Annotated in this window: 22 protein-coding genes, 1 tRNA gene and 1 pseudogene; all 24 read left to right on the plus strand. The window is 55.2% G+C overall.

Features of this window, described 5'->3' with window-relative positions; all coding sequences use genetic code 11:
- Positions 1-116: 116 nt before the first annotated feature.
- Complete coding sequence (gene plsX / locus HGHM_RS07310) at positions 117-1208, plus strand: phosphate acyltransferase PlsX (RefSeq protein ID WP_026075790.1); 1092 nt, start codon at positions 117-119, stop codon at positions 1206-1208.
- A complete protein-coding gene (locus tag HGHM_RS07315) occupies positions 1205-2191 on the plus strand; it encodes a beta-ketoacyl-ACP synthase III (RefSeq protein ID WP_019140872.1) in 987 nt (328 codons plus the stop codon). Before plsX ends, HGHM_RS07315 begins: the two co-directional genes overlap by 4 nt.
- An 18-nt stretch (positions 2192-2209) precedes the next feature.
- Entirely contained in the window at positions 2210-3142 is a 933-nt protein-coding gene (fabD, locus tag HGHM_RS07320; RefSeq protein ID WP_019140873.1) for an ACP S-malonyltransferase, read from the plus strand.
- The gene (gene fabG, locus HGHM_RS07325) at positions 3139-3900 is read left to right on the plus strand and encodes a 3-oxoacyl-ACP reductase FabG (protein WP_019140874.1); all 762 of its coding nucleotides are present in this window, start codon (positions 3139-3141) and stop codon (positions 3898-3900) included. Before fabD ends, fabG begins: the two co-directional genes overlap by 4 nt.
- 120 nt (positions 3901-4020) lie before the next feature.
- Positions 4021-4259: pseudogene (gene acpP / locus HGHM_RS20940) on the plus strand (acyl carrier protein).
- A 31-nt stretch (positions 4260-4290) separates the two neighbouring features.
- The gene (gene fabF, locus HGHM_RS07335) at positions 4291-5535 is read left to right on the plus strand and encodes a beta-ketoacyl-ACP synthase II (protein ID WP_034348867.1); all 1245 of its coding nucleotides are present in this window, start codon (positions 4291-4293) and stop codon (positions 5533-5535) included.
- A gap of 63 nt (positions 5536-5598) precedes the next feature.
- Complete coding sequence (locus HGHM_RS23135; RefSeq protein WP_075111696.1) at positions 5599-6108, plus strand: protein YgfX; 510 nt, start codon at positions 5599-5601, stop codon at positions 6106-6108.
- Positions 6109-6197: 89 nt separating this feature from the next.
- The gene (rpoE, locus tag HGHM_RS07345; protein ID WP_019140877.1) at positions 6198-6800 is read left to right on the plus strand and encodes an RNA polymerase sigma factor RpoE; all 603 of its coding nucleotides are present in this window, start codon (positions 6198-6200) and stop codon (positions 6798-6800) included.
- Positions 6801-6826: 26 nt separating this feature from the next.
- Positions 6827-7543 carry a sigma-E factor negative regulatory protein gene (locus HGHM_RS07350; protein ID WP_245549176.1) on the plus strand — a complete coding sequence of 239 codons (717 nt, stop codon included), beginning with the start codon at positions 6827-6829 and terminating at the stop codon, positions 7541-7543.
- Positions 7544-7548: 5 nt separating this feature from the next.
- Positions 7549-8586: a MucB/RseB C-terminal domain-containing protein gene (locus HGHM_RS07355; RefSeq protein WP_019140879.1), complete on the plus strand. Its 1038-nt coding sequence runs from the start codon at positions 7549-7551 to the stop codon at positions 8584-8586.
- A 21-nt stretch (positions 8587-8607) separates the two neighbouring features.
- The gene (locus tag HGHM_RS07360; RefSeq protein ID WP_026075792.1) at positions 8608-10077 is read left to right on the plus strand and encodes a DegQ family serine endoprotease; all 1470 of its coding nucleotides are present in this window, start codon (positions 8608-8610) and stop codon (positions 10075-10077) included.
- A 118-nt stretch (positions 10078-10195) separates the two neighbouring features.
- Positions 10196-10477, plus strand: coding sequence for a glutaredoxin family protein (locus tag HGHM_RS07365; protein ID WP_019140881.1), 282 nt, complete (start codon positions 10196-10198; stop codon positions 10475-10477).
- Between the two features lie 314 nt (positions 10478-10791).
- Positions 10792-12585 carry a translation elongation factor 4 gene (gene lepA, locus HGHM_RS07370; RefSeq protein ID WP_019140882.1) on the plus strand — a complete coding sequence of 598 codons (1794 nt, stop codon included), beginning with the start codon at positions 10792-10794 and terminating at the stop codon, positions 12583-12585.
- Positions 12582-13496 carry a signal peptidase I gene (gene lepB, locus HGHM_RS07375; protein WP_019140883.1) on the plus strand — a complete coding sequence of 305 codons (915 nt, stop codon included), beginning with the start codon at positions 12582-12584 and terminating at the stop codon, positions 13494-13496. The genes lepA and lepB overlap by 4 nt, the downstream gene beginning before the upstream one ends.
- A gap of 18 nt (positions 13497-13514) precedes the next feature.
- A complete protein-coding gene (locus tag HGHM_RS20945; protein ID WP_245549177.1) occupies positions 13515-13904 on the plus strand; it encodes a DUF4845 domain-containing protein in 390 nt (129 codons plus the stop codon).
- 21 nt (positions 13905-13925) lie between these two features.
- Positions 13926-14903: a ribonuclease III gene (gene rnc, locus HGHM_RS07385; protein WP_026075793.1), complete on the plus strand. Its 978-nt coding sequence runs from the start codon at positions 13926-13928 to the stop codon at positions 14901-14903.
- Positions 14900-15802, plus strand: a complete 903-nt coding sequence (gene era / locus HGHM_RS07390) for a GTPase Era (RefSeq protein ID WP_019140885.1) — start codon at positions 14900-14902, stop codon at positions 15800-15802. The genes rnc and era overlap by 4 nt, the downstream gene beginning before the upstream one ends.
- Positions 15803-15814: 12 nt before the next feature.
- The gene (recO, locus tag HGHM_RS07395; protein ID WP_019140886.1) at positions 15815-16726 is read left to right on the plus strand and encodes a DNA repair protein RecO; all 912 of its coding nucleotides are present in this window, start codon (positions 15815-15817) and stop codon (positions 16724-16726) included.
- A 15-nt stretch (positions 16727-16741) separates the two neighbouring features.
- Positions 16742-17509 carry a pyridoxine 5'-phosphate synthase gene (gene pdxJ / locus HGHM_RS07400; RefSeq protein ID WP_019140887.1) on the plus strand — a complete coding sequence of 256 codons (768 nt, stop codon included), beginning with the start codon at positions 16742-16744 and terminating at the stop codon, positions 17507-17509.
- Positions 17506-17898: a holo-ACP synthase gene (gene acpS / locus HGHM_RS07405; RefSeq protein WP_019140888.1), complete on the plus strand. Its 393-nt coding sequence runs from the start codon at positions 17506-17508 to the stop codon at positions 17896-17898. Before pdxJ ends, acpS begins: the two co-directional genes overlap by 4 nt.
- A gap of 14 nt (positions 17899-17912) precedes the next feature.
- Complete coding sequence (gene nagZ, locus HGHM_RS07410) at positions 17913-18944, plus strand: beta-N-acetylhexosaminidase (protein WP_019140889.1); 1032 nt, start codon at positions 17913-17915, stop codon at positions 18942-18944.
- Between the two features lie 15 nt (positions 18945-18959).
- Positions 18960-20816: an excinuclease ABC subunit UvrC gene (uvrC, locus tag HGHM_RS07415; RefSeq protein ID WP_019140890.1), complete on the plus strand. Its 1857-nt coding sequence runs from the start codon at positions 18960-18962 to the stop codon at positions 20814-20816.
- A gap of 120 nt (positions 20817-20936) precedes the next feature.
- The gene (gene pgsA, locus HGHM_RS07420) at positions 20937-21521 is read left to right on the plus strand and encodes a CDP-diacylglycerol--glycerol-3-phosphate 3-phosphatidyltransferase (protein ID WP_019140891.1); all 585 of its coding nucleotides are present in this window, start codon (positions 20937-20939) and stop codon (positions 21519-21521) included.
- A gap of 61 nt (positions 21522-21582) precedes the next feature.
- Positions 21583-21658 (plus strand) — tRNA-Gly (locus tag HGHM_RS07425).
- Positions 21659-21705 lie beyond the last annotated feature (47 nt).

The following is a 21705-nucleotide window of genomic DNA, read 5'->3' on the forward strand; positions in this document are numbered from 1 at the left end:
GCGCGGAAAGTTTGACTTGGCGCCGTTTTTTCATATGCTGAATCTGCGCACTGCGTCATTTTGAATCATGCCAAGCCGGCCACTCAGGTAGCAGGCAGGGCTACTGAATCAAAACAATGACAATCAAAATATCTATCGACTGCATGGGCGGGGACCACGGCCCGTCAGTCACCATTCCCGCAGCCATCTCTTTCGTTAATCACGAGCCGGGTGCAGAACTGATTTTGGTCGGTATTGAGCACGCGATCCGGGAGGAGTTGGTCAAGCACAAAGCCGCAGATCATCCGCGCCTCTCCATCGTCAATGCATCGGAAGTCGTTACGATGCACGATCCGCTTGAAGTTGCCTTGCGGCGCAAGAAGGATTCGTCGATGCGTGTCGCGATCACCTTGGTCAAGGATGGTCAGGCTCAGGCTTGCGTTTCCGCCGGCAATACCGGTGCGCTGATGGCGGTCTCACGATATGTGCTGAAGACCCTGCCTGGTGTTGATCGTCCTGCGATCTGTACGCTCATACCCAATCAAAAGAATTCGGCGACCTACATGCTCGACCTCGGCGCCAACGTCGACTGCGAGCCACAGCATTTGAACCAGTTTGCCCTGATGGGGTCGGCGTTGGTGTCAGCGCTGGAAGGCAAGGCGAAGCCGACGGTCGGATTGCTGAATATCGGTGAAGAGGACATCAAGGGTAATGAAGTGGTCAAGCAGACTGCGGCATTGCTGCGCGCCGATCACGAAAGAGGTCTGCTCAACTTCTACGGGAATGTGGAAGGGAACGACATATTCGAAGGCACGACTGATATCGTAGTCTGCGACGGGTTTGTCGGTAACGTGGTACTTAAGGCGTCGGAAGGGCTCGGGCGCTTCGTCAAGCGTGTTCTGACTACAGAATTCAAGAGCAGTCCTCTGAATTTGCTGGGCGCGCTGCTTGCGCGCGGCGCATTGAACGCAATTTCTCAACGGATGAATCCGTCCCGCTACAACGGCGCCAGCCTTCTCGGCTTGCGCGGATTGGTTTTCAAGAGTCATGGCGGGGAAGATGCTTATGGCTACGAATGGGCCATCAGGCGGGCGTTCGAAGCGGCGAAGCATGATCTGTTATCGCGTATCGCCAAATCCGTTGCGGAATTGATGGTGCAGCCGGAAGCGGTTCCCACAAGCGAAGACACCGATCAATCCGTCGATCTAACTCGACAAAAAACTGCATGACTCTCTATAGCAAAATTATCGGCACCGGCAGCTATCTGCCGCCCGGGCGAGTGACTAATCATGAGCTCGCCATGCAATTGGCGGAGAAGGGGGTTGAGACCTCGGACGAATGGATAGTGACGCGCAGCGGCATTTCGGCACGGCATTTTGCTGAGCCAGGCGCAAAATCCAGCGATCTGGCGGTTGAGGCGGCCAGGCGCGCCATCGAGCGCTCGGGGTTGAGCGCAAACGACATCGACCTGATTATTCTGGCGACATCGACGCCCGATCATCTTGGCGGTTTTCCGAGCACGGCATGTGTCGTACAGCACAAGCTTGGCATTACCAATGGCTGCCCAGCCATGGATGTGCAGGCTGTTTGTAGCGGCTTCGTTTACGCAGTATCGATTGCCGACAAGTTCATCAAGTCCGGCGTGCACAAAAATGTTCTGATAATCGGGGCGGAAGTGTTCTCCCGCATTCTGAATTTTGAAGACCGTACTACCTGCGTATTGTTTGGTGATGGCGCCGGGGCGGTCGTGATGACTGCATCGAGCGAGCCCGGAATTCTTGCTACCAAGCTGCATGCCGATGGTAGTCACGGCAATATCTTGTGTGTACCCGGCAGTGTAAATGCTGGTGTCCTAGAGGGCAGTGCCTTCATGCACATGGATGGGCAGGCGGTCTTCAAAATGGCGGTGTCCGTTCTCGACAAGGTCGCGCACGAGGCACTTGAAATTGCTGGCATGAGTGCCTCTCAGCTGGATTGGCTGATTCCTCATCAAGCTAATATCCGCATCATGCAAGGTACTGCGAAAAAGCTCGGCCTGCCGATGGAAAGGATGGTCGTGACCGTCGATCAGCAGGGCAATACTTCGGCGGCGTCGATACCGCTGGCTCTGGACAAGGCGGTACGCGATGGCCGTATCAAGCAGGGGCACCACGTTATGATGGAAGGCGTGGGCGGCGGATTCACTTGGGGCGCCGTGCTCGCGCGGATGTAATTTTCTTTTCACCTAAACATGACCAAATTCGCATTTGTGTTTCCGGGGCAGGGCTCGCAGGCCGTTGGCATGCTGAATGGCTTTGCCGATAACCCGAGCGTAAGACAGACGGTTGCAGAGGCGTCCGATGCGCTGCAGTTCGACCTTGGAAAGTTGATGGCCGAAGGGCCGAAGGAAGGGCTCGATCTCACCACCAATACCCAGCCGGTCATGTTGACCGCTGCCGTCGCCTTTTACCGGGCGTGGGTGGCGGCTGGCGGCAAGGCGCCGCAGATCATGGCGGGCCACAGCTTGGGTGAATATTCGGCGCTCGTCGCCGCCGGGGTCATTTCCTTCAAGGACGCAGTGCCGCTGGTGCGTTTCCGTGCCCAGGCCATGCAAGAAGCGGTGCCGGTTGGGCAAGGGGGCATGGCTGCGATCCTCGGGCTTTCGGATGCCGACGTACGTGCCGCGTGCGCAGAGGCTGCCCAAGGCGAGGTGGTCGAAGCAGTCAATTTTAATGCGCCAGCTCAGGTCGTCATCGCTGGTCACAAGGGGGCAGTTGAGCGCGCCTGCGAAGCGGCAAAGGCGAAAGGGGCGAAACGTGCCTTGCCTTTGCCGGTATCTGCACCATTTCACTCGTCCTTGCTCAAGCCGGCCTCGGACCGCTTGCGCGAATACATGGCGAAGCTCGATTTCGCCGCGCCTGCGATCCCCGTCATCAACAACGTCGATGTCGCCATCGTAAATGATGCGGTCGCCATCAAGGAGGCGCTGGTGCGCCAGGCTGCAAGTCCGGTGCGCTGGGTCGAAACAATTCAGAAAATTGCTGCGGACGGAGTCACGCACGTTATCGAATGCGGCCCCGGCAAAGTGCTGAGCGGCCTTACCAAGCGAATCAATGGCGACCTCGTCGGCGAAGCCATCGTCGATCAGGCATCCCTAGACAAAGTCATGGAGCTGCTCAAGTGAATCCTTCCAATGCAATTCTTGTCAATGAAGTGGCTCTGGTAACGGGCGCATCGCGTGGCATCGGCAAAGCTATCGCGCAGGAGCTGGCAAGGCAAGGCGCGAGAGTGATTGGTACGGCAACATCGGAATCCGGCGCTGCATCGATATCGGAATATCTCGCAGCGATCCGCCCTGAAGCCGGCAAGGGCGTCGTCCTGAACGTGAATGATGCGCAGCGCTGCATCGAGGTGGTGGAACAGGCGCAGAAGGAATTCGGCGCATTGTCGATCCTCGTCAATAACGCCGGCATCACCCAGGACCAACTGGCCATGCGGATGAAAGACGAGGAGTGGGACGCCGTCATTGCCACCAACCTGTCCGCAGTGGCCCGCCTTTCCCGTGCAGTATTGCGCGGCATGATGAAAGCCAAGCACGGGCGTATCATAAATATCACTTCTGTCGTTGGCTCCGCAGGCAATCCAGGGCAAATGAACTACGCTGCTGCAAAGGCAGGGGTAGCCGGCATGAGCCGAGCACTCGCACGTGAAATCGGCAGCCGCAATATCACCGTCAATTGCATTGCTCCTGGTTTTATCGATACGGATATGACCAAGGAATTGAACGATCAGCAGACCGAGGCTTTGATGCAGCAGATTCCCCTAGGTCGCTTCGGCATGCCGGAAGACATTGCCGCGGCTGCTGCGTTTCTTGCTTCACCACAAGCCGGCTACATCACTGGTGCGACGCTCCATGTAAATGGCGGCATGTACATGAGCTGAGATGAGTTGTTAAGTCCGTCTTTTACTACGGCCAGCAGTTAAAACAAGAGCCGAAAATGAATTTTCAACGCGCAAACCTGATAAAATGCGCGCACTTTCGTAACCCCACTGGAGGTATATATGTCCGATATCGAACAACGCGTTAAGAAGATCGTCGCTGAACAACTCGGCGTCGCCGAGGCAGACATCAAGAACGAATCGTCATTCGTAGATGACCTTGGCGCAGATTCGCTGGACACGGTTGAACTTGTTATGGCGCTCGAAGATGAATTCGAAATGGAAATTCCGGACGAGCAAGCCGAAAAATTACGACTGTGCAACAGGCGATTGATTACGCCAAGGCACACGTCAAGGCTTAATTTGTTTTGATGATTCCAGGAGAACCGCTTGATCCGCTCACGTGAACGTCGCGTCGTAGTGACTGGTCTCGGTTGCATCTCGCCAGTTGGTAATACCGTTGCTGATGCATGGTCGTCACTAACTGCAGGCAAATCAGGGATTGCGACCATCACCAGGTTTGACGCTACGCCGCTTTCCACCCGTTTCGCGGGTGAAGTGAAGGGCTTTAATGTCGAGGAATACATTCCCGGTAAAGAAGCGCGCCACATGGATACCTTTATCCACTATGGCATGGCGGCAGGCATTCAGGCGATGCAGGACAGCGGCCTGGCTGTTACAGAAGAAAATGCCGAACGGATCGGCGTGATCGTCGGATCCGGAATCGGTGGCTTGCCGATGATCGAAGAAACGCATGCTGAACTTATGAACCGCGGCCCGCGTCGCATCAGCCCGTTTTTTGTTCCATCATCGATCATCAACATGATTTCCGGACACCTGTCCATCAAGTACGGGTTGAAGGGGCCAAATCTGTCGATCGTTACAGCGTGTACTACCGGATTGCACTGCATCGGTGCGGCAGCACGTTTGATCGAGTATGGCGACGCCGACGTCATGGTTGCCGGCGGAGCTGAGTCGACAGTATCTCCTTTGGGGATCGGCGGCTTCGCCGCTGCGCGCGCACTTTCTTCCCGCAATGATGATCCGGCCACCGCATCCCGTCCATGGGACAAGGATCGCGACGGTTTCGTGCTGGGCGAAGGCGCCGGCGTGATGGTGCTCGAAGAGTATGAGCACGCAAAGGCGCGCGGCGCAAAGATCTATGCCGAAGTCCTCGGATTCGGCATGAGTGGTGATGCATACCATATGACCGCGCCCTTGGAAGACGGTGACGGCGCGCGGCGATGCATGATTGCTGCGTTGAAAAACGCACAGATCAACCCCGATCAGGTTGATTATGTTAATGCGCATGGTACCTCTACGCCTTTAGGGGATGTTGCCGAAACCATCGCTATCAAGCGAACCTTGGGCGATCATGCGAAGAAGGTGGTGGTCAACTCCACCAAATCGATGACTGGGCATTTGCTTGGCGGTGCCGGCGGACTGGAATCGGTATTCACCGTACTCGCGGTCCACCATCAGATTTCGCCCCCCACCATCAATATCTTTAATCAGGATCCTTCCTGCGACCTTGATTATTGCGCAAATACCGCACGTGAAATGCCGATAAGAGTTGCAGTGAAAAACTCCTTTGGGTTCGGCGGTACGAATGGCACCCTAGTTTTCGGACAAATCTAAGATTTAAGTCCTGCCTCCCTCCTTCAATGAAGGAGGGAGACTTTCTTTCCTATCCTTCCAGCCATGACTGTCGCGGTGTCCGCTGTAGTCAAGCCGTCCCGGTTGCTGTTCTTGCTCGTATGCTCAATGTCCGCTGTCACCATCTTGGTCGGCGTCTTGATCGGTGCAGGAAAAGTTGGAGAGCTCCCTGTTGCGCCGAGATATTCCATCGCCATTTTTTGCCTTTTCCTCGCATTTTTTGGTCTTTGTCATACCGCTCGACATCGAAAACACCTACATATAGATATCTCCGGTACAGGCCTGATACGCCTTGCTGAAATTGGTGACAACTATCACTCTTGTAAGCATGCGAAGTGGCCTCATTTATACCAAGATAGGGAAATCGTTATCTTGCTTGATGATTCCACCATGTGGTCATGGCTCCTGCTGTTACGTCTGAAGACCCAGGATGGAAAGATAAGGGTTTTGCCGATTTTGCCTGACAGCGTTTCGCGGGATAGCTTTCGGGCTTTAGCGGTTGCGTGTCGTTGGATTGCTGCGCGCAATAATTCCCTCGAACAGGAATGCCGTTGAGTTTGCTCGGATGAAATTGAACTTTTTGTATTTCTTTGAGTCAATGAATCTAGCCGCGTACATGTTGCAATAAGACAAGGGAATGGGGATTGACGACAGAACGCGACATTGATCAATTGCTTGTCGAGCGCGTACAGCGCGGCGATAAAAAAGCGTTCGAGCTGTTGGTGACCAAATACCAACGGAAACTGATGCGGCTCGTGTCAAGGCTCGTGCGCGACCAGGCTGAAGCCGAGGATGTGGTGCAGGAGGCCTTTATCAAGGCCTACCGGGCGTTGCCGCAGTTCCGTGGCGACTCGGCGTTTTATACATGGCTGTATCGCATCGGCATCAACACCGCAAAAAATTATCTCGTCACTCAAGGCCGCCGCGCACCGACGTCGACCGAAGCGGACGCCGAAGAGGCGGAAACCTTCGACGACGGCGATCATTTGCGGGATATCAATACGCCCGAATCGATGCTGGCAACCAAGCAGATTGCCGAGACCGTCAATGTGGCAATGGATGCACTGCCGGATGAATTGCGCGTTGCAATTACGTTGCGTGAAATCGAAGGGTTGAGCTACGATGAAATAGCGGAAGCAATGGGGTGTCCGATAGGAACAGTGCGCAGCCGGATATTCAGAGCACGTGAAGCCATTGCAGAGAAATTGAGACCCTTGCTGGGCACCGCAATCGACAAACGCTGGTAAAGCGTATAGCAAGCGAGAATAAGGTTTTGGGGAAAATTGAAGGCTTGGTCGCCTTGAATGGGAATGTGATGGATACAAAAGAAATAACACAGGAAAAGATTTCCGCTTTCGCCGACGGGGAGGCGAATGAACGGGAAGTGGAAATCGCCTTGGCCGCGTTGCGCGATTCGAAGAATCAAGCCGATTGGGAGGTGTATCACCAAATCGGAGACGTGTTGCGTTCGGATGATATGGACATCCCGCTAAGTTCAGGGTTCGCCGCCACGATGGCTGCCCGTCTTGCGGCGGAGCCGATCATTGTTGCGCCGGCGTTCACCAGCGCCCGGAACGGAACCGGCACCAAGCTTGAGGATGTCAGCACAAGTGCTGGATCGGCGGTCGCGGCAAAGCATCGGTTCAAGCGTTTAATGTTGCCTGGCATGGCTGCTGCTGCGGCCATGGCTGCCGTAGCATTTGTCACGGCGCCTCAGTTGATGGTCGCATCCCGAGAACATTCTGTGGACAGGCTTGCGCCGGAAACGATGTTGGCATCCGAATCTGTGCAACCTGCAAGCAATACTGTGCCGGCTGCTTCTGTTGTTGCGGAAAAAGGCTTTATGGCAGCATCGGTATCGGAGGACGCGGTTTTGCGCGACCCTCGGATCGATGACTACCTGCTGGCGCACCAGCGCTTTTCGCCCTCGGTTTACAGTACCGCCCAATATGCGCGGTCCGCCACGTTTGCAACTGATTCTGACAAATAATTTATATGCGGCAAACACACGTCTTGCTTAAGTTTGTCGTAGCTCTGTCTACTTTAGTCGCGCTTTCGGCTTTCGCCGGAAGCGGAGACACATCAGCCGAGCAGCGTGAAGCTCAGGCATGGCTGAACAAGATCCAGACTGCAGCGCAAAGACTCAATTACTCCGGCACATTCGTCTATCAGCAGGGAAACCAAGTACGTACGTCACGTATCACGCACCTGATCGACGGCAAGAACGAGACAGAAAAACTTGAGATTCTTGATGGCAAACCTCGGGAATACATCCGCAACAATGAAGAAATCATCTGTTACGTACCTGAGGCAAAGACACTGGTCGTTGAGAAGCGGGTAACTCATGACATCTTCCCCGCAATACTTGCTGCAAGTCCTTCGGATTTGGCGCAGACATATCAGATAAGGAATGGGGAAGCGGGGCGCGTGGCAGGTCATGACTGCCAATCTATCGTGCTCGAACCAAAAGACAATCTACGGTACGGTTACAAGCTTTGGGCAGAGAAATCGAGCGGACTGCTGTTGCGAGCGCAAACGCTGAATGAAAAGCACGAGATCGTCGAGCAGATTTCCTTTACGCACATAGCGATCGGCAATGTTGATCGCAGCCGAGTCAAGTCTAGTTTTGTGAACACGAATGGCTGGCGAGTTGAAAATGCTTTAACGAGTCAGGCGAGTTTATCCGGTTGGACAGTCAAGTCGTTGCCTCCTGGATTTAAAAAAATACGCGAAGTGAATCGACTGGTATCGGACCAACCTGCAGCCGCGTCATCGGGTGCAGCTGGCGCCCAAGGAAATCATGCCCCGGCAACGCAACGCGAGGTTTCGCAAATTGTTTTTTCTGACGGACTTGCCGCGATTTCAGTGTTTATCGAGCCCGGCACACAGAGCCGCACTGAAGGATTCATGCAGCAGGGTGCGATGAATATTATGGGCAAGCGTCAGGGTGATTTTTGGCTTACCATTGTTGGAGAGGTGCCAAGCGCAGCAATCAAGCAGGTTGCCAATTCGATTGAATTCAGTCCTAAGTAGATAGAAGAAAAAAGGGATGTTATGAAAGTCCGCAGTATGCGAACCACGCTATTCGCCTTGTTGCTCAGCACGGCAGGAGCTTTGCTGATGCCCTTGCCGTCCGCTGTCGCCGCAACAGCTGTTGCCGCTCAAGTGCTTCCGGATTTTGCCGATCTCGCCGAAAAGACTGGGCCCGCCGTCGTCAACATCAGGACCACGGAGCGCGTCAAGCCAGGACAGGGGGGGCTGAACGGCGAAGATGAGGAAATGCAGGAATTCTTTCGCCGCTTTTTTGGGATCCCGATCCCTAGACAGCAGCAGCCCGATCGTGCTCCGCGCGGCCGGAAGCCGGCCCCGCAGCAGGAAGAGGAAGTCCCGCGCGGTGTCGGGTCGGGATTCATCATCTCCGGCGACGGCTACGTGTTGACCAATGCACACGTGGTGGAGGGAGCAGATGAAGTCTATGTCACGCTAACGGACAAACGCGAATTCAAGGCAAAGATCATTGGCGTGGACAAGCGCACCGACGTGGCGGTCGTGAAAATCGATGGGAATAATTTGCCGCGTCTGACAATTGGTGACCCCAGCAAGTTGAGGGTCGGCGAATGGGTCATCGCCATCGGCTCACCGTTTGGCCTCGAGAATACTGTCACTGCGGGAATCATTTCGGCCAAGGCTCGGGATACGGGAGAATATCTCCCGCTCATCCAGACTGATGTCGCGGTGAATCCAGGAAATTCGGGCGGCCCGCTCATCAACATGCGTGGCGAAGTAATCGGCATCAATTCCCAAATTTACAGCCGTTCTGGCGGCTACATGGGCATTTCCTTTGCAGTGCCCATCGATGAAGCCGTACGGGTCGCGGATCAGCTGCGCACTACCGGCAAGGTTACCCGCGGGCGTATTGGTGTGCAGATCGGAGAGGTCACTCGTGAGGTTGCTGAAACGCTTGGCATGCCTAGGGCGCAGGGGGCGCTGGTGCAGCGGGTGGAGCCAGGCGGACCTGCTGAAAAGGCGGGCGTTGAAGCGGGAGACATTATCCTGAAGTTCAACGGCGCAAATATCGAAAAGTCAACGGATTTGCCGCGCCTGGTAGGTGCTACCAAACCGGGTACGCGCGTCGGCGTAACCGTGTGGCGCAAAGGTGCAAACCGCGAAATTCCATTGACCGTTACCGAACTCGAGCCGGAAAAAGTCGCGAAACAGGATGAAAAGAAACCCAAGGAGCAAGCAGCTAATGCGCTCGGCTTAGTGGTCAGCGATTTATCCGAGGCCCAGAAGCGGGAACTGCGACTGGAAGGCGGCGTAATCGTCGAGGCGGCAGAAGGGCCTGCTGCGAGGGTAGGGTTGCGTGCGGGTGATGTGATTCTTCGCCTGAATAACACGGACATCACCAATGCGAAGCAATTCAACGCGCTGGTTTCCAAGCTTGAGCCCAAGAAATCAGCTGTTATTCTGGTGCGCCGTGGTGATGCCTCCCAGTTCGTTCCGATAAAACCGAATGGGCAATAAATAGGCTCATTGATGATGACAGGCTGCGGGGCGAACTGCCTCGCAGCCTTTTTGTTTCCTAGGGCAAGGATTTTGTTGGCCTGCATCAATGAGAATTGCTTCAGCCGCCTCTAGGGGCATGTTTCTCGTAACAGGTTTCAGTGCCATGGTCCATTTCACGCTTTATTCCCGCTCCTATTGTCATTTATGCGATGAATTGCTGGAGGCCTTGCAGGCTTTGAGCCCGGAATATTCATTCACGGTCGAAGTGGTGGATGTGGACAGCGATGAGGCGCTCCTTGCCTTATATGACGATCAGGTTCCTGTCCTGTTCGGAAGCCGCGATGGCGCGGCCTCCGTCAGGTTATGCCATTACTTCCTGGATGAGCCCAAGGTAAAGGCTTTCCTGACGAATGGCTGAATCTTGATCGCCTTCCGATGTCTGTTGCATTGAGGACTAAACTCTTCATTCCAGAAACTGGAAACTCTGCTATTTGGACTGACGCAGCCAAGGACTTCCGTAAATTCGTGCCTCTTGCATCCGTTCAATAACCTGCCACCATCTAGCTGCCTGACGGCCATCTTCGGGAGCGGCACGTTCATGCGACCCACAATACGGCTTTTCCTCCTTGAAATCCGGTAAAATGCGTGGTTGGACAACCTTATCCGAAAGGCGCTCGCTAGGGGCAAACGCCCCCGTTCTGGGCGCCTTTTTTGTAATCTTGCATTTAGTTAATGGATAACATTCGCAATTTTTCCATCATTGCCCATATCGACCACGGCAAATCCACCTTGGCAGACAGGATCATCCAGCTTTGCGGCGGTCTGTCTGATCGTGAGATGGAGGCCCAGGTGCTGGATTCGATGGAACTGGAGCGTGAGCGCGGCATCACCATCAAGGCGCAGACGGCAGCTCTGTCATACAAGGCACGTGACGGCAAGATCTACAACCTGAACCTGATCGATACGCCCGGCCACGTAGACTTCAGTTACGAGGTAAGCCGTTCGCTCTCCGCGTGCGAAGGTGCTCTGCTGGTAGTCGATGCATCTCAGGGCGTGGAGGCTCAGACAGTGGCAAATTGCTATACCGCTCTTGATCTCGGTGTCGAAGTGGTCCCGGTGCTGAACAAGATCGACCTGCCTTCAGCCGACCCGGAGAATGCGAGCAAGGAAATTGAGGACGTTATCGGTATCGATGCATCGGATGCCGTGCGCTGCTCGGCCAAGACCGGTTTGGGCGTCGAAGATGTGCTCGAAGCGCTGATCATGAAGGTGCCGCCGCCCAAAGGTGATCCGGATGCGCCGTTGCAGGCCTTGATCATAGACTCCTGGTTCGACAATTATGTTGGTGTTGTCATGCTGGTCCGTATCGTCAACGGTACCTTGCACCCCAAGGACAAGATTCTGCTGATGGCGACCGGCGCTCAATATCTCACTGAAAATGTGGGTGTGTTCACGCCTAAATCGCAGTCACGTGAATCCCTGTCTGCAGGACAGGTCGGCTTCGTCATCGCTGGCATCAAGGAATTGAAGGCCGCCAAAGTAGGCGATACCATCACATCCGCGGCGAAGCCTGCAGCGCAGCCCCTGCCAGGTTTCAAGGAAGTGCAACCGCAGGTGTTTGCAGGTTTGTTCCCAGTGGAGGCGAACCAGTACGACGCGCTGCGTGATTCCCTTGAAAAGCTGAAGCTGAACGATGCAGCTTTGCAGTATGAGCCGGAAGTGTCGCAGGCACTCGGCTTTGGCTTCCGGTGCGGCTTCCTCGGCTTGCTGCACATGGAGATCGTTCAGGAGCGGCTCGAACGCGAATTTGACATGGACCTGATTACCACGGCGCCGACCGTGGTCTATGAAGTGGTGCAGCGTGACGGCACTGTGGTCATGGTCGACAACCCTTCGAAGATGCCAGAGCCCTCCAAGATCGAAGAGATCCGCGAGCCTATCGTTACCGTCAATCTCTACATGCCGCAGGAATATGTGGGCTCGGTGATCACGCTATGTACCCAGAAGCGCGGCGTGCAGATCAACATGACGTACCACGGCAAGCAGGTGATGCTGACCTATGAGATGCCGATGGCCGAGATCGTGCTCGATTTCTTCGACAAGCTCAAATCGACATCGCGTGGCTATGCCTCGATGGATTACGAGTTCAAGGAGTACCGTGCGGCCGACGTGGTCAAGGTGGACATGCTGATCAACGGCGACAAGGTCGATGCGCTTGCCATTATCGTGCACCGTGCCAGCAGCCAGTTCCGTGGCCGAGCGGTGGCAGCGAAGATGCGGGAGCTGATTCCGCGCCAGATGTTCGATGTGGCCATTCAGGCCGCGATCGGCTCGAACATTATTGCGCGCGAGAATGTGAAGGCGATGCGGAAGAATGTTCTGGCTAAATGTTATGGCGGTGACATTACTCGTAAGCGCAAGCTGCTCGAAAAGCAAAAGGCCGGCAAGAAGCGAATGAAACAAGTCGGCTCGGTTGAGGTGCCGCAAGAAGCATTCCTGGCGATATTACAAGTGGAAGAAAAATGAGCCTGCAAGCAATCCTTGGGAATTTTGCGCTAATCCTGTTTGTTCTGACGGTCGTAACTGGCGTCATCTGGTTTCTGGATGTGTTTTACCTGTCCAAGCAGCGGCGACTCAAGGCAAATGCGGCGCTGGCGGAATTCGACGCCCGCAATGCAAAATTGCGCAGCAGCGGGATCAAGACTGACGAGAGCGGGCGTGCGGCACTGGAAGCCAAGTTGCTAAAGCAACCTACCTGGATAGAGTACTCGGGCAGCTTTTTCCCGGTCATCGCGCTGGTGTTTTTCCTGCGCTCCTTCCTGTACGAGCCTTTCAAGATCCCTTCAAGTTCGATGGTTCCGACATTGATGGTAGGCGACTTAATCCTCGTCAATAAGTTTACCTATGGTGTCCGTTTACCGATCATTAACAAGAAAATCATCGACATAAATGTTCCTCAACGGGGCGATGTCATGGTTTTCAAATTTCCGAAAGATCCGTCGCTCGATTACATTAAGCGCGTCGTTGGTGTTCCAGGTGACAAAATAGTGTATAAAAACAAGCGCTTAACAGTAAATGGAAAGGAAGTTTCTTACGAGCCGCTGCCAGACTACCTGGATGAAGAGCATTTGAGTTATTCGAAGCAATATCTGGAAAAACTCAATGGGGTATCCCACCGTATTCTGAATGATGATCGTGCACCAGCTTACGTTCCCAATCCGGATGCCACCTTTCCCTATCGGGATCTTTGCAGTTACAACACTGAAGGGTTTGCATGCAACGTCCCTGCTGGACATTACTTCATGATGGGAGATAATCGGGATAACAGCCTTGATAGCCGGTATTGGGGCTTTGTTCCAGACGAAAATATTGTCGGAAAGGCATTTTTCATTTGGATGAACCTCAGTAATCCCAAGCGGATAGGCGGTTTTCAATAATATTCAGGGAGCGGGTGCATGAAAGTGCAGTCAAACTACAAGCGTGGACAAAGCGGGCTTTCCTTAGTTGGTTTTATTTTTGTAATCGGAATCATTGCACTGCTGGCAGTGATGGGGATGAAAGTGGTGCCGACAGTGATTGAGTATTCGGCAGTCAAGAAGGCGATCGCAATGGCCAAGGCAACGGGCCAAAGCGCACCTGAAATACGGACAGCATTTGACCGCCAAGCGGAAGTTGGCTATATCGAGTCAGTCTCGGGCAAGGATCTGGAAATCACACGCGAATCTGGTGGCATTGAAGTGAGCGTGGCGTATCAAAAAAAGTTGCCTTGTTCGGGCCGGTTAGCTTGCTCATCGATTACGCAGCAAGCACCCAGGAAGTGCGATGAACGGCGGCGGTCGAATTAGCGGGATTAAGCGACGAGTCGAATGGATTTGATGTTATTGCAAAACAGGCTAGGCCATACGTTCAAGGACGCTGCATTGCTGCAGCAGGCCTTGACTCACCGCAGCCATAGCAGTTTGCATAACGAACGGCTTGAATTCCTTGGGGACTCGGTCCTGAATTGCGTGGTCGCTTCATTATTGTTCGAGCGCTATAACTCAATCGACGAAGGTGACCTGTCACGCTTGCGGGCCAATCTGGTGAAGCAGCAATCCTTGTACGAAATCGCGCAGCGCCTGGAGCTTTCCCAGTTTTTGCGGTTGGGGGAAGGAGAGTTGAAGTCAGGCGGATTCCGCCGACCCTCCATTCTGGCGGATACCCTGGAAGCCCTGTTTGGCGCCATTTTCCTTGATGCCGGCTTCAATGCGGCGCGTGACGTCATTCGCGCATTGTATATTCCCATTCTCGATACGGTTGACCCGAAAACATTGGGCAAGGATGCGAAAACCTTGTTGCAGGAATATTTGCAAGGCAAGAAGATCGCGCTTCCGCAATATAACGTGGTGGCAACTCATGGTGCCGCGCATAACCAGCAGTTCGAGATCGAATGTCTTGTGCCGAAGCTCGATATACAGGTGTTTGGGACTGGCGGCAGTCGACGCGCAGGCGAGCAGGCGGCCGCTAAACTGGCCCTGGAAGCAGTTCAAAATGCTTTTGCCAAGAACTCATCCTCAGTCCGCAAGAGCCGGCCCCGTGCCTCGCAGCTGAAATTGGCGGGCATCGCAACGATACAGTCGGATGCACCGGCTCCGGAAGCTCCTGCCAGAAAGACTGCAAGAGTGGCCCCAAAGAATGCAGCAAAACAAGAAGGTCAGTCCGAGGACAAGGAAAAGACCGGAGTGGCGGATCCGGTAACGCCACCGCTGCCGCAAACTGATGTGAAGTCGGATGCGAAGGCGAGCAGTGACGCATCCACAGAAGCGGGAATTCCCGTTGTTTCCTCCGAATCCAAATCCGCATGACCACTCCTGTTGCGCAGTCTGACTTTCGATGTGGCTACATCGCGATCGTTGGCCGACCCAATGTCGGCAAGTCGACCCTGATGAATGCCTTGATTGGCGCCAAGGTCAGCATTACTTCTCGCAAGGCGCAGACAACGCGCCATCGGATTACCGGCATCCAGACCCGTGAGCATGCGCAATTCATCTATGTCGATACGCCCGGCTTTCAGACCCGGCATTCAAATGCGCTCAACCGGACGCTTAATCGCACGGTTACCAATACGCTCACGGCGGCCGACGTTATCCTGTTCACCATTGAAGCAGGCACCTTCGGTCCGGCTGACAGGCAGATACTCGACCTGATTCCCACAAATGTGCCTTGCATTCTGGTCCTCAACAAGACGGATCGATTCAAGGACAAGAAGGCAATGCTTCCTTTCCTGCAAGAGGTTGCAGCGCAGCGAAACTTTGCCGCCATCGTCCCTGTGTCTGCGAAGCAGCGGTTTCAGCTGGATGTACTGGAAAATGAAATCTCCAAGTATTTGCCGATCAATCCGCCTGTTTTCGACGAAGACGACATTACTGACCGCAGCGAGAAATTTCTTGCTGCCGAGATTGTGCGGGAGAAGGTGTTCCGCTTCGTCGGGGAAGAACTGCCTTACAAAAGTACGGTCGTAATTGAAAAGTTCGAAGAAGAAGGGCGATTGCGTCGAGTATTTGCAGCCATTCTTGTGGACCGTGATAGCCACAAGGCAATGGTGATCGGGCAGAAGGGTGCAAAGCTCAAGGAAATTTCCACCCAGGCCAGGCTCGATATGGAAAAGCTGTTTGGCGGACCGGTTTATCTTGAAATATGGGTCAAGGTGAAATCCGGTTGGGCGGACAATGAAGCCGGGCTGCGCGCCTATGGCTATGAATAGGCCATGTGCCTAATGGATGTCGATCCGCATGTGAAAACACGCAGCGAGGAATCTCCGCTTTTGCTCAAGAGCCTTGGTCGAACGGCCGAAGCGCCGGGAGTACTGCCGCCTTACCTTGCCGAAGCCTCCTCGGCGACAGGGGAGGAGGCAGGGGTGCCAGTTGCAGCGTCAACCGTGCCGCAAACAGCCAAGCGCAGCAAGCCTTCGGAAAAGGAGACGCGCGTAGCCGCCCAACCTGGCTTTGTCTTGCACAGCTATCCCTACAAGGAAACCAGCCTTATCGTTGATCTGTTTTCGCGCGATTACGGCCGCGTGGCTCTGATTGCAAAAGGAGCAAAGCGGCCGCATTCTCGCCTGCGCGGGGTATTGCAGACTTTTCAGCCCCTGTCCGTAAGCTGGGCCGGGAAATCGGAAGTGCGCACCCTGACATCGGCCGAATGGATAGGGGGGCTGTTGCCTCTTGAAAAATCCGCGCTTCTCTGCGGCTTCTACTTGAACGAGTTGCTCGTCAGGTTGCTGGCGCGCGATGATCCGCATCCGGCCCTGTTCGATCATTACGTCTCGACCCTGAACCAGCTTGCGCATGACGAGCCAGCGCCCATTGTCTTGCGCAAGTTCGAGCGAGCCCTGCTGAAGGAGACCGGCGTTGGCGGCAATCTGACACTATGTACCTCGACCGGAAATACGGTGGAAATGAATCGGATTTACGTGGTGGATCCCGAACGCGGCCCACGCCATGCGGTTCCAGCGGATACCTGGCCGCGGGTATCCGGCAAGACCCTGCTCGACGTGGAATCCGAAGACTATTCGGACAGCGTCACGCAAACCCAGAGCAAATTCCTGATGCGTTTTTTGCTCGGCCATTATCTAGGCGGGGCACCGCTCAACACGCGCCAGATTCTGATAGATTTGATGCAGTTATAAGTTTCGATCTTCATCATGAGCCTTCTCCATCCGCAATCCCAAGTCATCGAACTAGGCGTCAACATCGATCACGTCGCCACGGTGCGCAACGCGCGCGGTACGGCCTATCCTGATCCACTGCAGGCGGCATTGCTTGCCGAAGAGTCGGGCGCAGATGCCATTACCCTGCATCTGCGGGAAGACCGCAGGCATATCAAGGATGCCGACGTCGAGGCCATCCGACCGCAGCTGCGCACCCGTATGAATCTCGAATCCGCGGTGACCACCGAGATGATCGACTTTGCCTGCAGAATCAAGCCGCATGATGTATGCCTGGTGCCGGAGCGCCGGGAAGAAGTTACGACCGAAGGCGGACTGGACGTCGTCAAGCATTACGCCCAGGTTGACGCGGCAGTCAAGCAACTGCAAGCGGAAGGAATCCGGGTCAGCCTGTTCATTGATGCCGAACCTGAGCAAATCAAGGCGGCGGCAGAAATCGGCGCGCCTGTCATTGAAATTCATACCGGGCGTTATGCCGATGCGGTGACGGAAGCGGAGCAGGCCAAAGAACTGGAGCGGGTGCACGCCGGCGTGCTCGAAGGTATCAGGCGCGGGTTGAAAGTCAATGCCGGCCATGGATTGCATTACACGAACGTCCAGGCAATCGCCGCCATTCCCGAGATCGCCGAACTCAATATCGGTCATGCCATTGTGGCGCAAGCCATATTCGTGGGGTGGCAGAATGCGGTGCGCGAGATGAAGGCGATCATGGTCGCCGCGCGACTGGGCATCCACAAGAAATGATTTACGGCATCGGCACCGACATCATCAAGATTTCCCGCATCGAGGCAGCGCTCGCACGCAATGGCGACCGCTTTGCCGAGAAGGTCCTCGGACCCGAGGAATTCGAAAAATATCAGCGTCGCAAGGCCAAGGTGGAAGCGCGCGGAATCCGCTTTCTGGCAACGCGGTTTGCGGCCAAGGAGGCATTTTCCAAGGCAATCGGACTGGGAATGCGCATGCCGATGACCTGGCGTGCAATGCAAACGCTGAATGCACCAAGCGGCAAACCCGTGGTCGTCGCCAGCGGGGCTTTACAGGAATTCATGGAACAAAACGGGTTGACGGCGCAAGTCTCGATCACCGACGAGGCGGAGTATGCCGTTGCCTTTGTCATAGTGGAGAAAAAATGAAAATAGCAGATGGTATGAAATTGGGACCGGTCATGCTCGACGTGGTTGGAACGGAGCTGGCACAGGACGATATCCGGCGTATTCAGCATCCGCTTACCGGCGGCGTGATTCTGTTTGCGCGGAATTACAAGAACCGCAGCCAGCTCGTCGAATTGACCAAGGCGATTCACGACCTGCGCCCCGGAATACTGATCGCGGTAGACCACGAGGGTGGAAGGGTACAGCGTTTCAGGACTGACGGCTTCACCAGGTTGCCGGCGATGCGCAGGCTCGGTGAATTGTGGGATACCGATGTGCTGGGCGCGACGAAAGCGGCGACCGCAGTCGGTTTCGTGCTTGCCGCGGAGTTGCGTGCCTGCGGCGTCGATCTTGCCTTCACGCCGGTGCTCGACCTTGATTATGGCGAGTCCGGCGTGATCGGCGACCGCGCGTTCCACCGAGACGCGCGCGTAGTGGCCATGCTGGCCAAGAGCCTGAATCACGGCCTCGCGCTGGCCGGGATGGCCAACTGCGGCAAGCACTTCCCGGGGCACGGTTTTGTCAAGGCGGATTCGCACATCGACATTCCGGTAGACGAGCGCAGCCTGAACGCAATCCTCTCGGAGGATGCCGCACCGTACGACTGGCTCGGACTCGGCTTGTCTGCGGTGATGCCGGCCCATGTGATTTACCCAATGGTCGACAAGCACCCCGCCGGATTTTCAAAGAAATGGCTGTCGATACTGCGCCAGGACATGGGCTTCGAAGGTGTGATCTTCAGCGACGATCTGAGCATGGAGGGCGCAAGCGTCGCAGGAGATGTCATAGATGGCGCCAATGCTGCATTGTCGGCAGGCTGTGACATGGTCTTGATCTGCAATTCGCCGGATAAGGCTGACCAATTGCTGGCGGGCTTGAAAATTCAGGCGAATGCCAAAACTAGGGAATCTGCCGCGCGCATTGCGGCACTCGTTCCACAAACGCCGGCCCTTGCCTGGAACGCGCTTCAGGAAGATCCACGTTATCTAGTGGCAAAGCGGGTTGTGCAGGAACTGAGCTCCACCTGAGTTTTTTATCCGGCAATGTCTGATACCGTCGTACCCGAGCCGCGCGCTGCCCTTCTGGAAACCGTTGCCATGCTTCCGCACCTGCCTGGGGTGTATCGCTATTTCGATGCGGAGAACAATCTCCTGTATGTCGGCAAGGCGCGCGACCTGAAAAAGCGAGTGTCCAGCTATTTTCAGAAGACGCTTGCCAGTCCGCGCACCGCAATGATGGTTGAACGGATCGCGCGGCTTGAAACGACGGTCACTCGCAGCGAAGCAGAAGCGCTGCTGCTTGAAAACAATCTGATCAAGACTCTGCACCCCCGTTTCAATATTCTTTTCCGGGACGACAAGTCTTATCCTTTCCTGAAGATCACTAATCAGGAATATCCCCGCATTGCCTACTACCGGGGCTCCGTCGATAAGAAGAACCAGTATTTCGGCCCGTTTCCCAGTGCCTGGGCGGTGAAGGAGTCAATGCAGATCCTGCAAAAGGTTTTCCTGCTGCGTAGTTGCGAGGATACTGTGTTCGCAAACCGTACCAGGCCTTGTCTTCTGCACCAGATTCACCGTTGCAGCGCGCCGTGCGTGAATGCGATCAGCAAGGAAGACTACGCGATCGATGTCGAGAATGCCGCGAAGTTCTTGCGCGGACGCCAGACTGAAGTGCTGCAGGATCTCGAGAAAAAGATGCATGCGTTTGCGGGTGAGCTGAAATTCGAGCAGGCCGCTGCCGTGCGCAACCAGATCAGTGCCTTGTCGCGTGTACTGCATCAGCAGAGCATGGAGACCGTAGGCGATGCCGATATCGACATCCTGGCAGTGGTGGTGCAGGGCGGGCGTGCCTGCGTGAACCTGGCGATGGTAAGAGGCGGGCGCCATCTGGGCGATCGCGCCTATTTCCCGACGCAAGTGGACAGCGCACTGGGCGACGGTGAAGAAGCAATCGAGGTAGAAGTCCTGAAGGCCTTCCTGGCGCAGCACTACATCGACAAATTCGTGCCAGGCACGCTCATCCTGAATATCGAATTCGACGAACCGGCATTGATGATGGCGCTGATGGAGCAATGCGGCCATCGCATCAACCTGGTTTTCCAGCCACAGGGGCAGCGCCGGCAATGGCTTGAGATGGCGCAAAAGGGAGCGGAAATCGCCTTGGCGCGCCTCCTGTCCGAGCGGGGATCGCAGCAGGCACGCACGCGGGCACTGGTGGAAGTGCTGGGCCTCGATATCGGTGACATCGACATGCTGCGCGTCGAGTGCTTTGACATCAGTCATACCCAGGGCGAAGCCACGCAGGCATCCTGTGTCGTCTTTCACCATCATGCAATGCAGAACGGCGAGTACCGGCGGTTCAATATCACTGGTATCACGCCTGGCGACGATTATGCAGCGATGCGCCAGGTGCTCATGCGCCGTTACGAGAAGGTGGCGAACGGCGAAGGCATCATGCCGGACATCGTGCTGATTGACGGCGGCAAGGGCCAGGTTGAAATCGCAAGGCAGGTGTTCAATGAATTAGGACTCGATATCGGCGTGATCGTGGGTGTGGCGAAGGGAAAAGGGCGCAAGGTCGGGTTGGAGACACTTGTATTCGCCGATGGACGCGCACCGCAAGAGCTTGGAAAGGAGTCGGCCGCCCTGATGCTGATTGCCCAGATACGGGATGAGGCGCACCGATTCGCCATTACCGGCATGCGCGCCAAGAGAGCCAAGGCGCGCCAGACTTCGCGACTCGAAGAAATCGAAGGAATCGGCGCAAAGCGGCGCCAAAAACTTCTGTCCCGTTTCGGTGGTCTGCGCGGTGTAATGGATGCAAGCGTCGAAGACCTGGCATCGGTCGAAGGAATTTCACGGCAACTGGCCGAGGAGATCTACAAACAGTTGCATTGAAGCTTGTGCCGCGAGAGGATTTGCGCTTCGAGCGGTTCAAGACTGAGGCTGATGTTCACAATTGCACTCAAGGCAATTTGCGCGAGATAATGCCGACCAAACCGCCTTTAAAGCTGAGCCATGCCATTCAACATTCCGATTCTGCTTACCTGGGTACGCGTTGCCTTGATCCCTTTGGTCGTGGGAGTGTTCTACCTGCCCGATGCATGGTTGTCCCCGGTTGCAAAAGGGGGAGCGTCGACAGCGGTTTTCATCATTGCTGCGGTAACTGACTGGTTCGACGGTTTTCTTGCCAGACGCTGGAATGAGACTTCAGCATTCGGAGCTTTCCTCGACCCGGTGGCAGACAAGTTGATGGTGGCGGGAGCGTTGCTGGTCCTGGTGGAATTCGACCGTGTCAACGCGGTCGTGGCCTTCATCATTATTGGGCGCGAAATAACCATTTCAGCCTTGCGCGAATGGATGGCGCAGATTGGCGCGGCGAAGTCGGTGGCGGTCAGTTCGCTCGGGAAGATTAAGACAACCGCGCAAATGATCGCTATCCCCATGCTGCTCTTTAACGGCACGGTATTTGGCGTGATCAATACCCGCTATTGGGGAAGCTGGTTGCTGGGTATCGCTGCGGTACTTACGGTGTGGTCGATGTTTTACTACCTGCGCAAAGCGTGGCCGCTCATGAAGGAAAATAGCGGTCGCCTGCTTTAATCATGCAGAAAGATGCTTGACAAAAAATGCCGTTTCTCTATAATACGCGTCTGTTGTCGATGCGGGAGTAGCTCAGTTGGTAGAGCGCAACCTTGCCAAGGTTGAGGTCGAGAGTTCGAGACTCTTCTCCCGCTCCAGGAATCCATAAAGGAAGCTTGCGAAGCTTCCTTTTTTTATCGTGTGG

The sequence above is a fragment of the Noviherbaspirillum massiliense JC206 genome (genome assembly GCF_000312045.1).
Lineage (GTDB): Bacteria > Pseudomonadota > Gammaproteobacteria > Burkholderiales > Burkholderiaceae_D > Noviherbaspirillum > Noviherbaspirillum massiliense.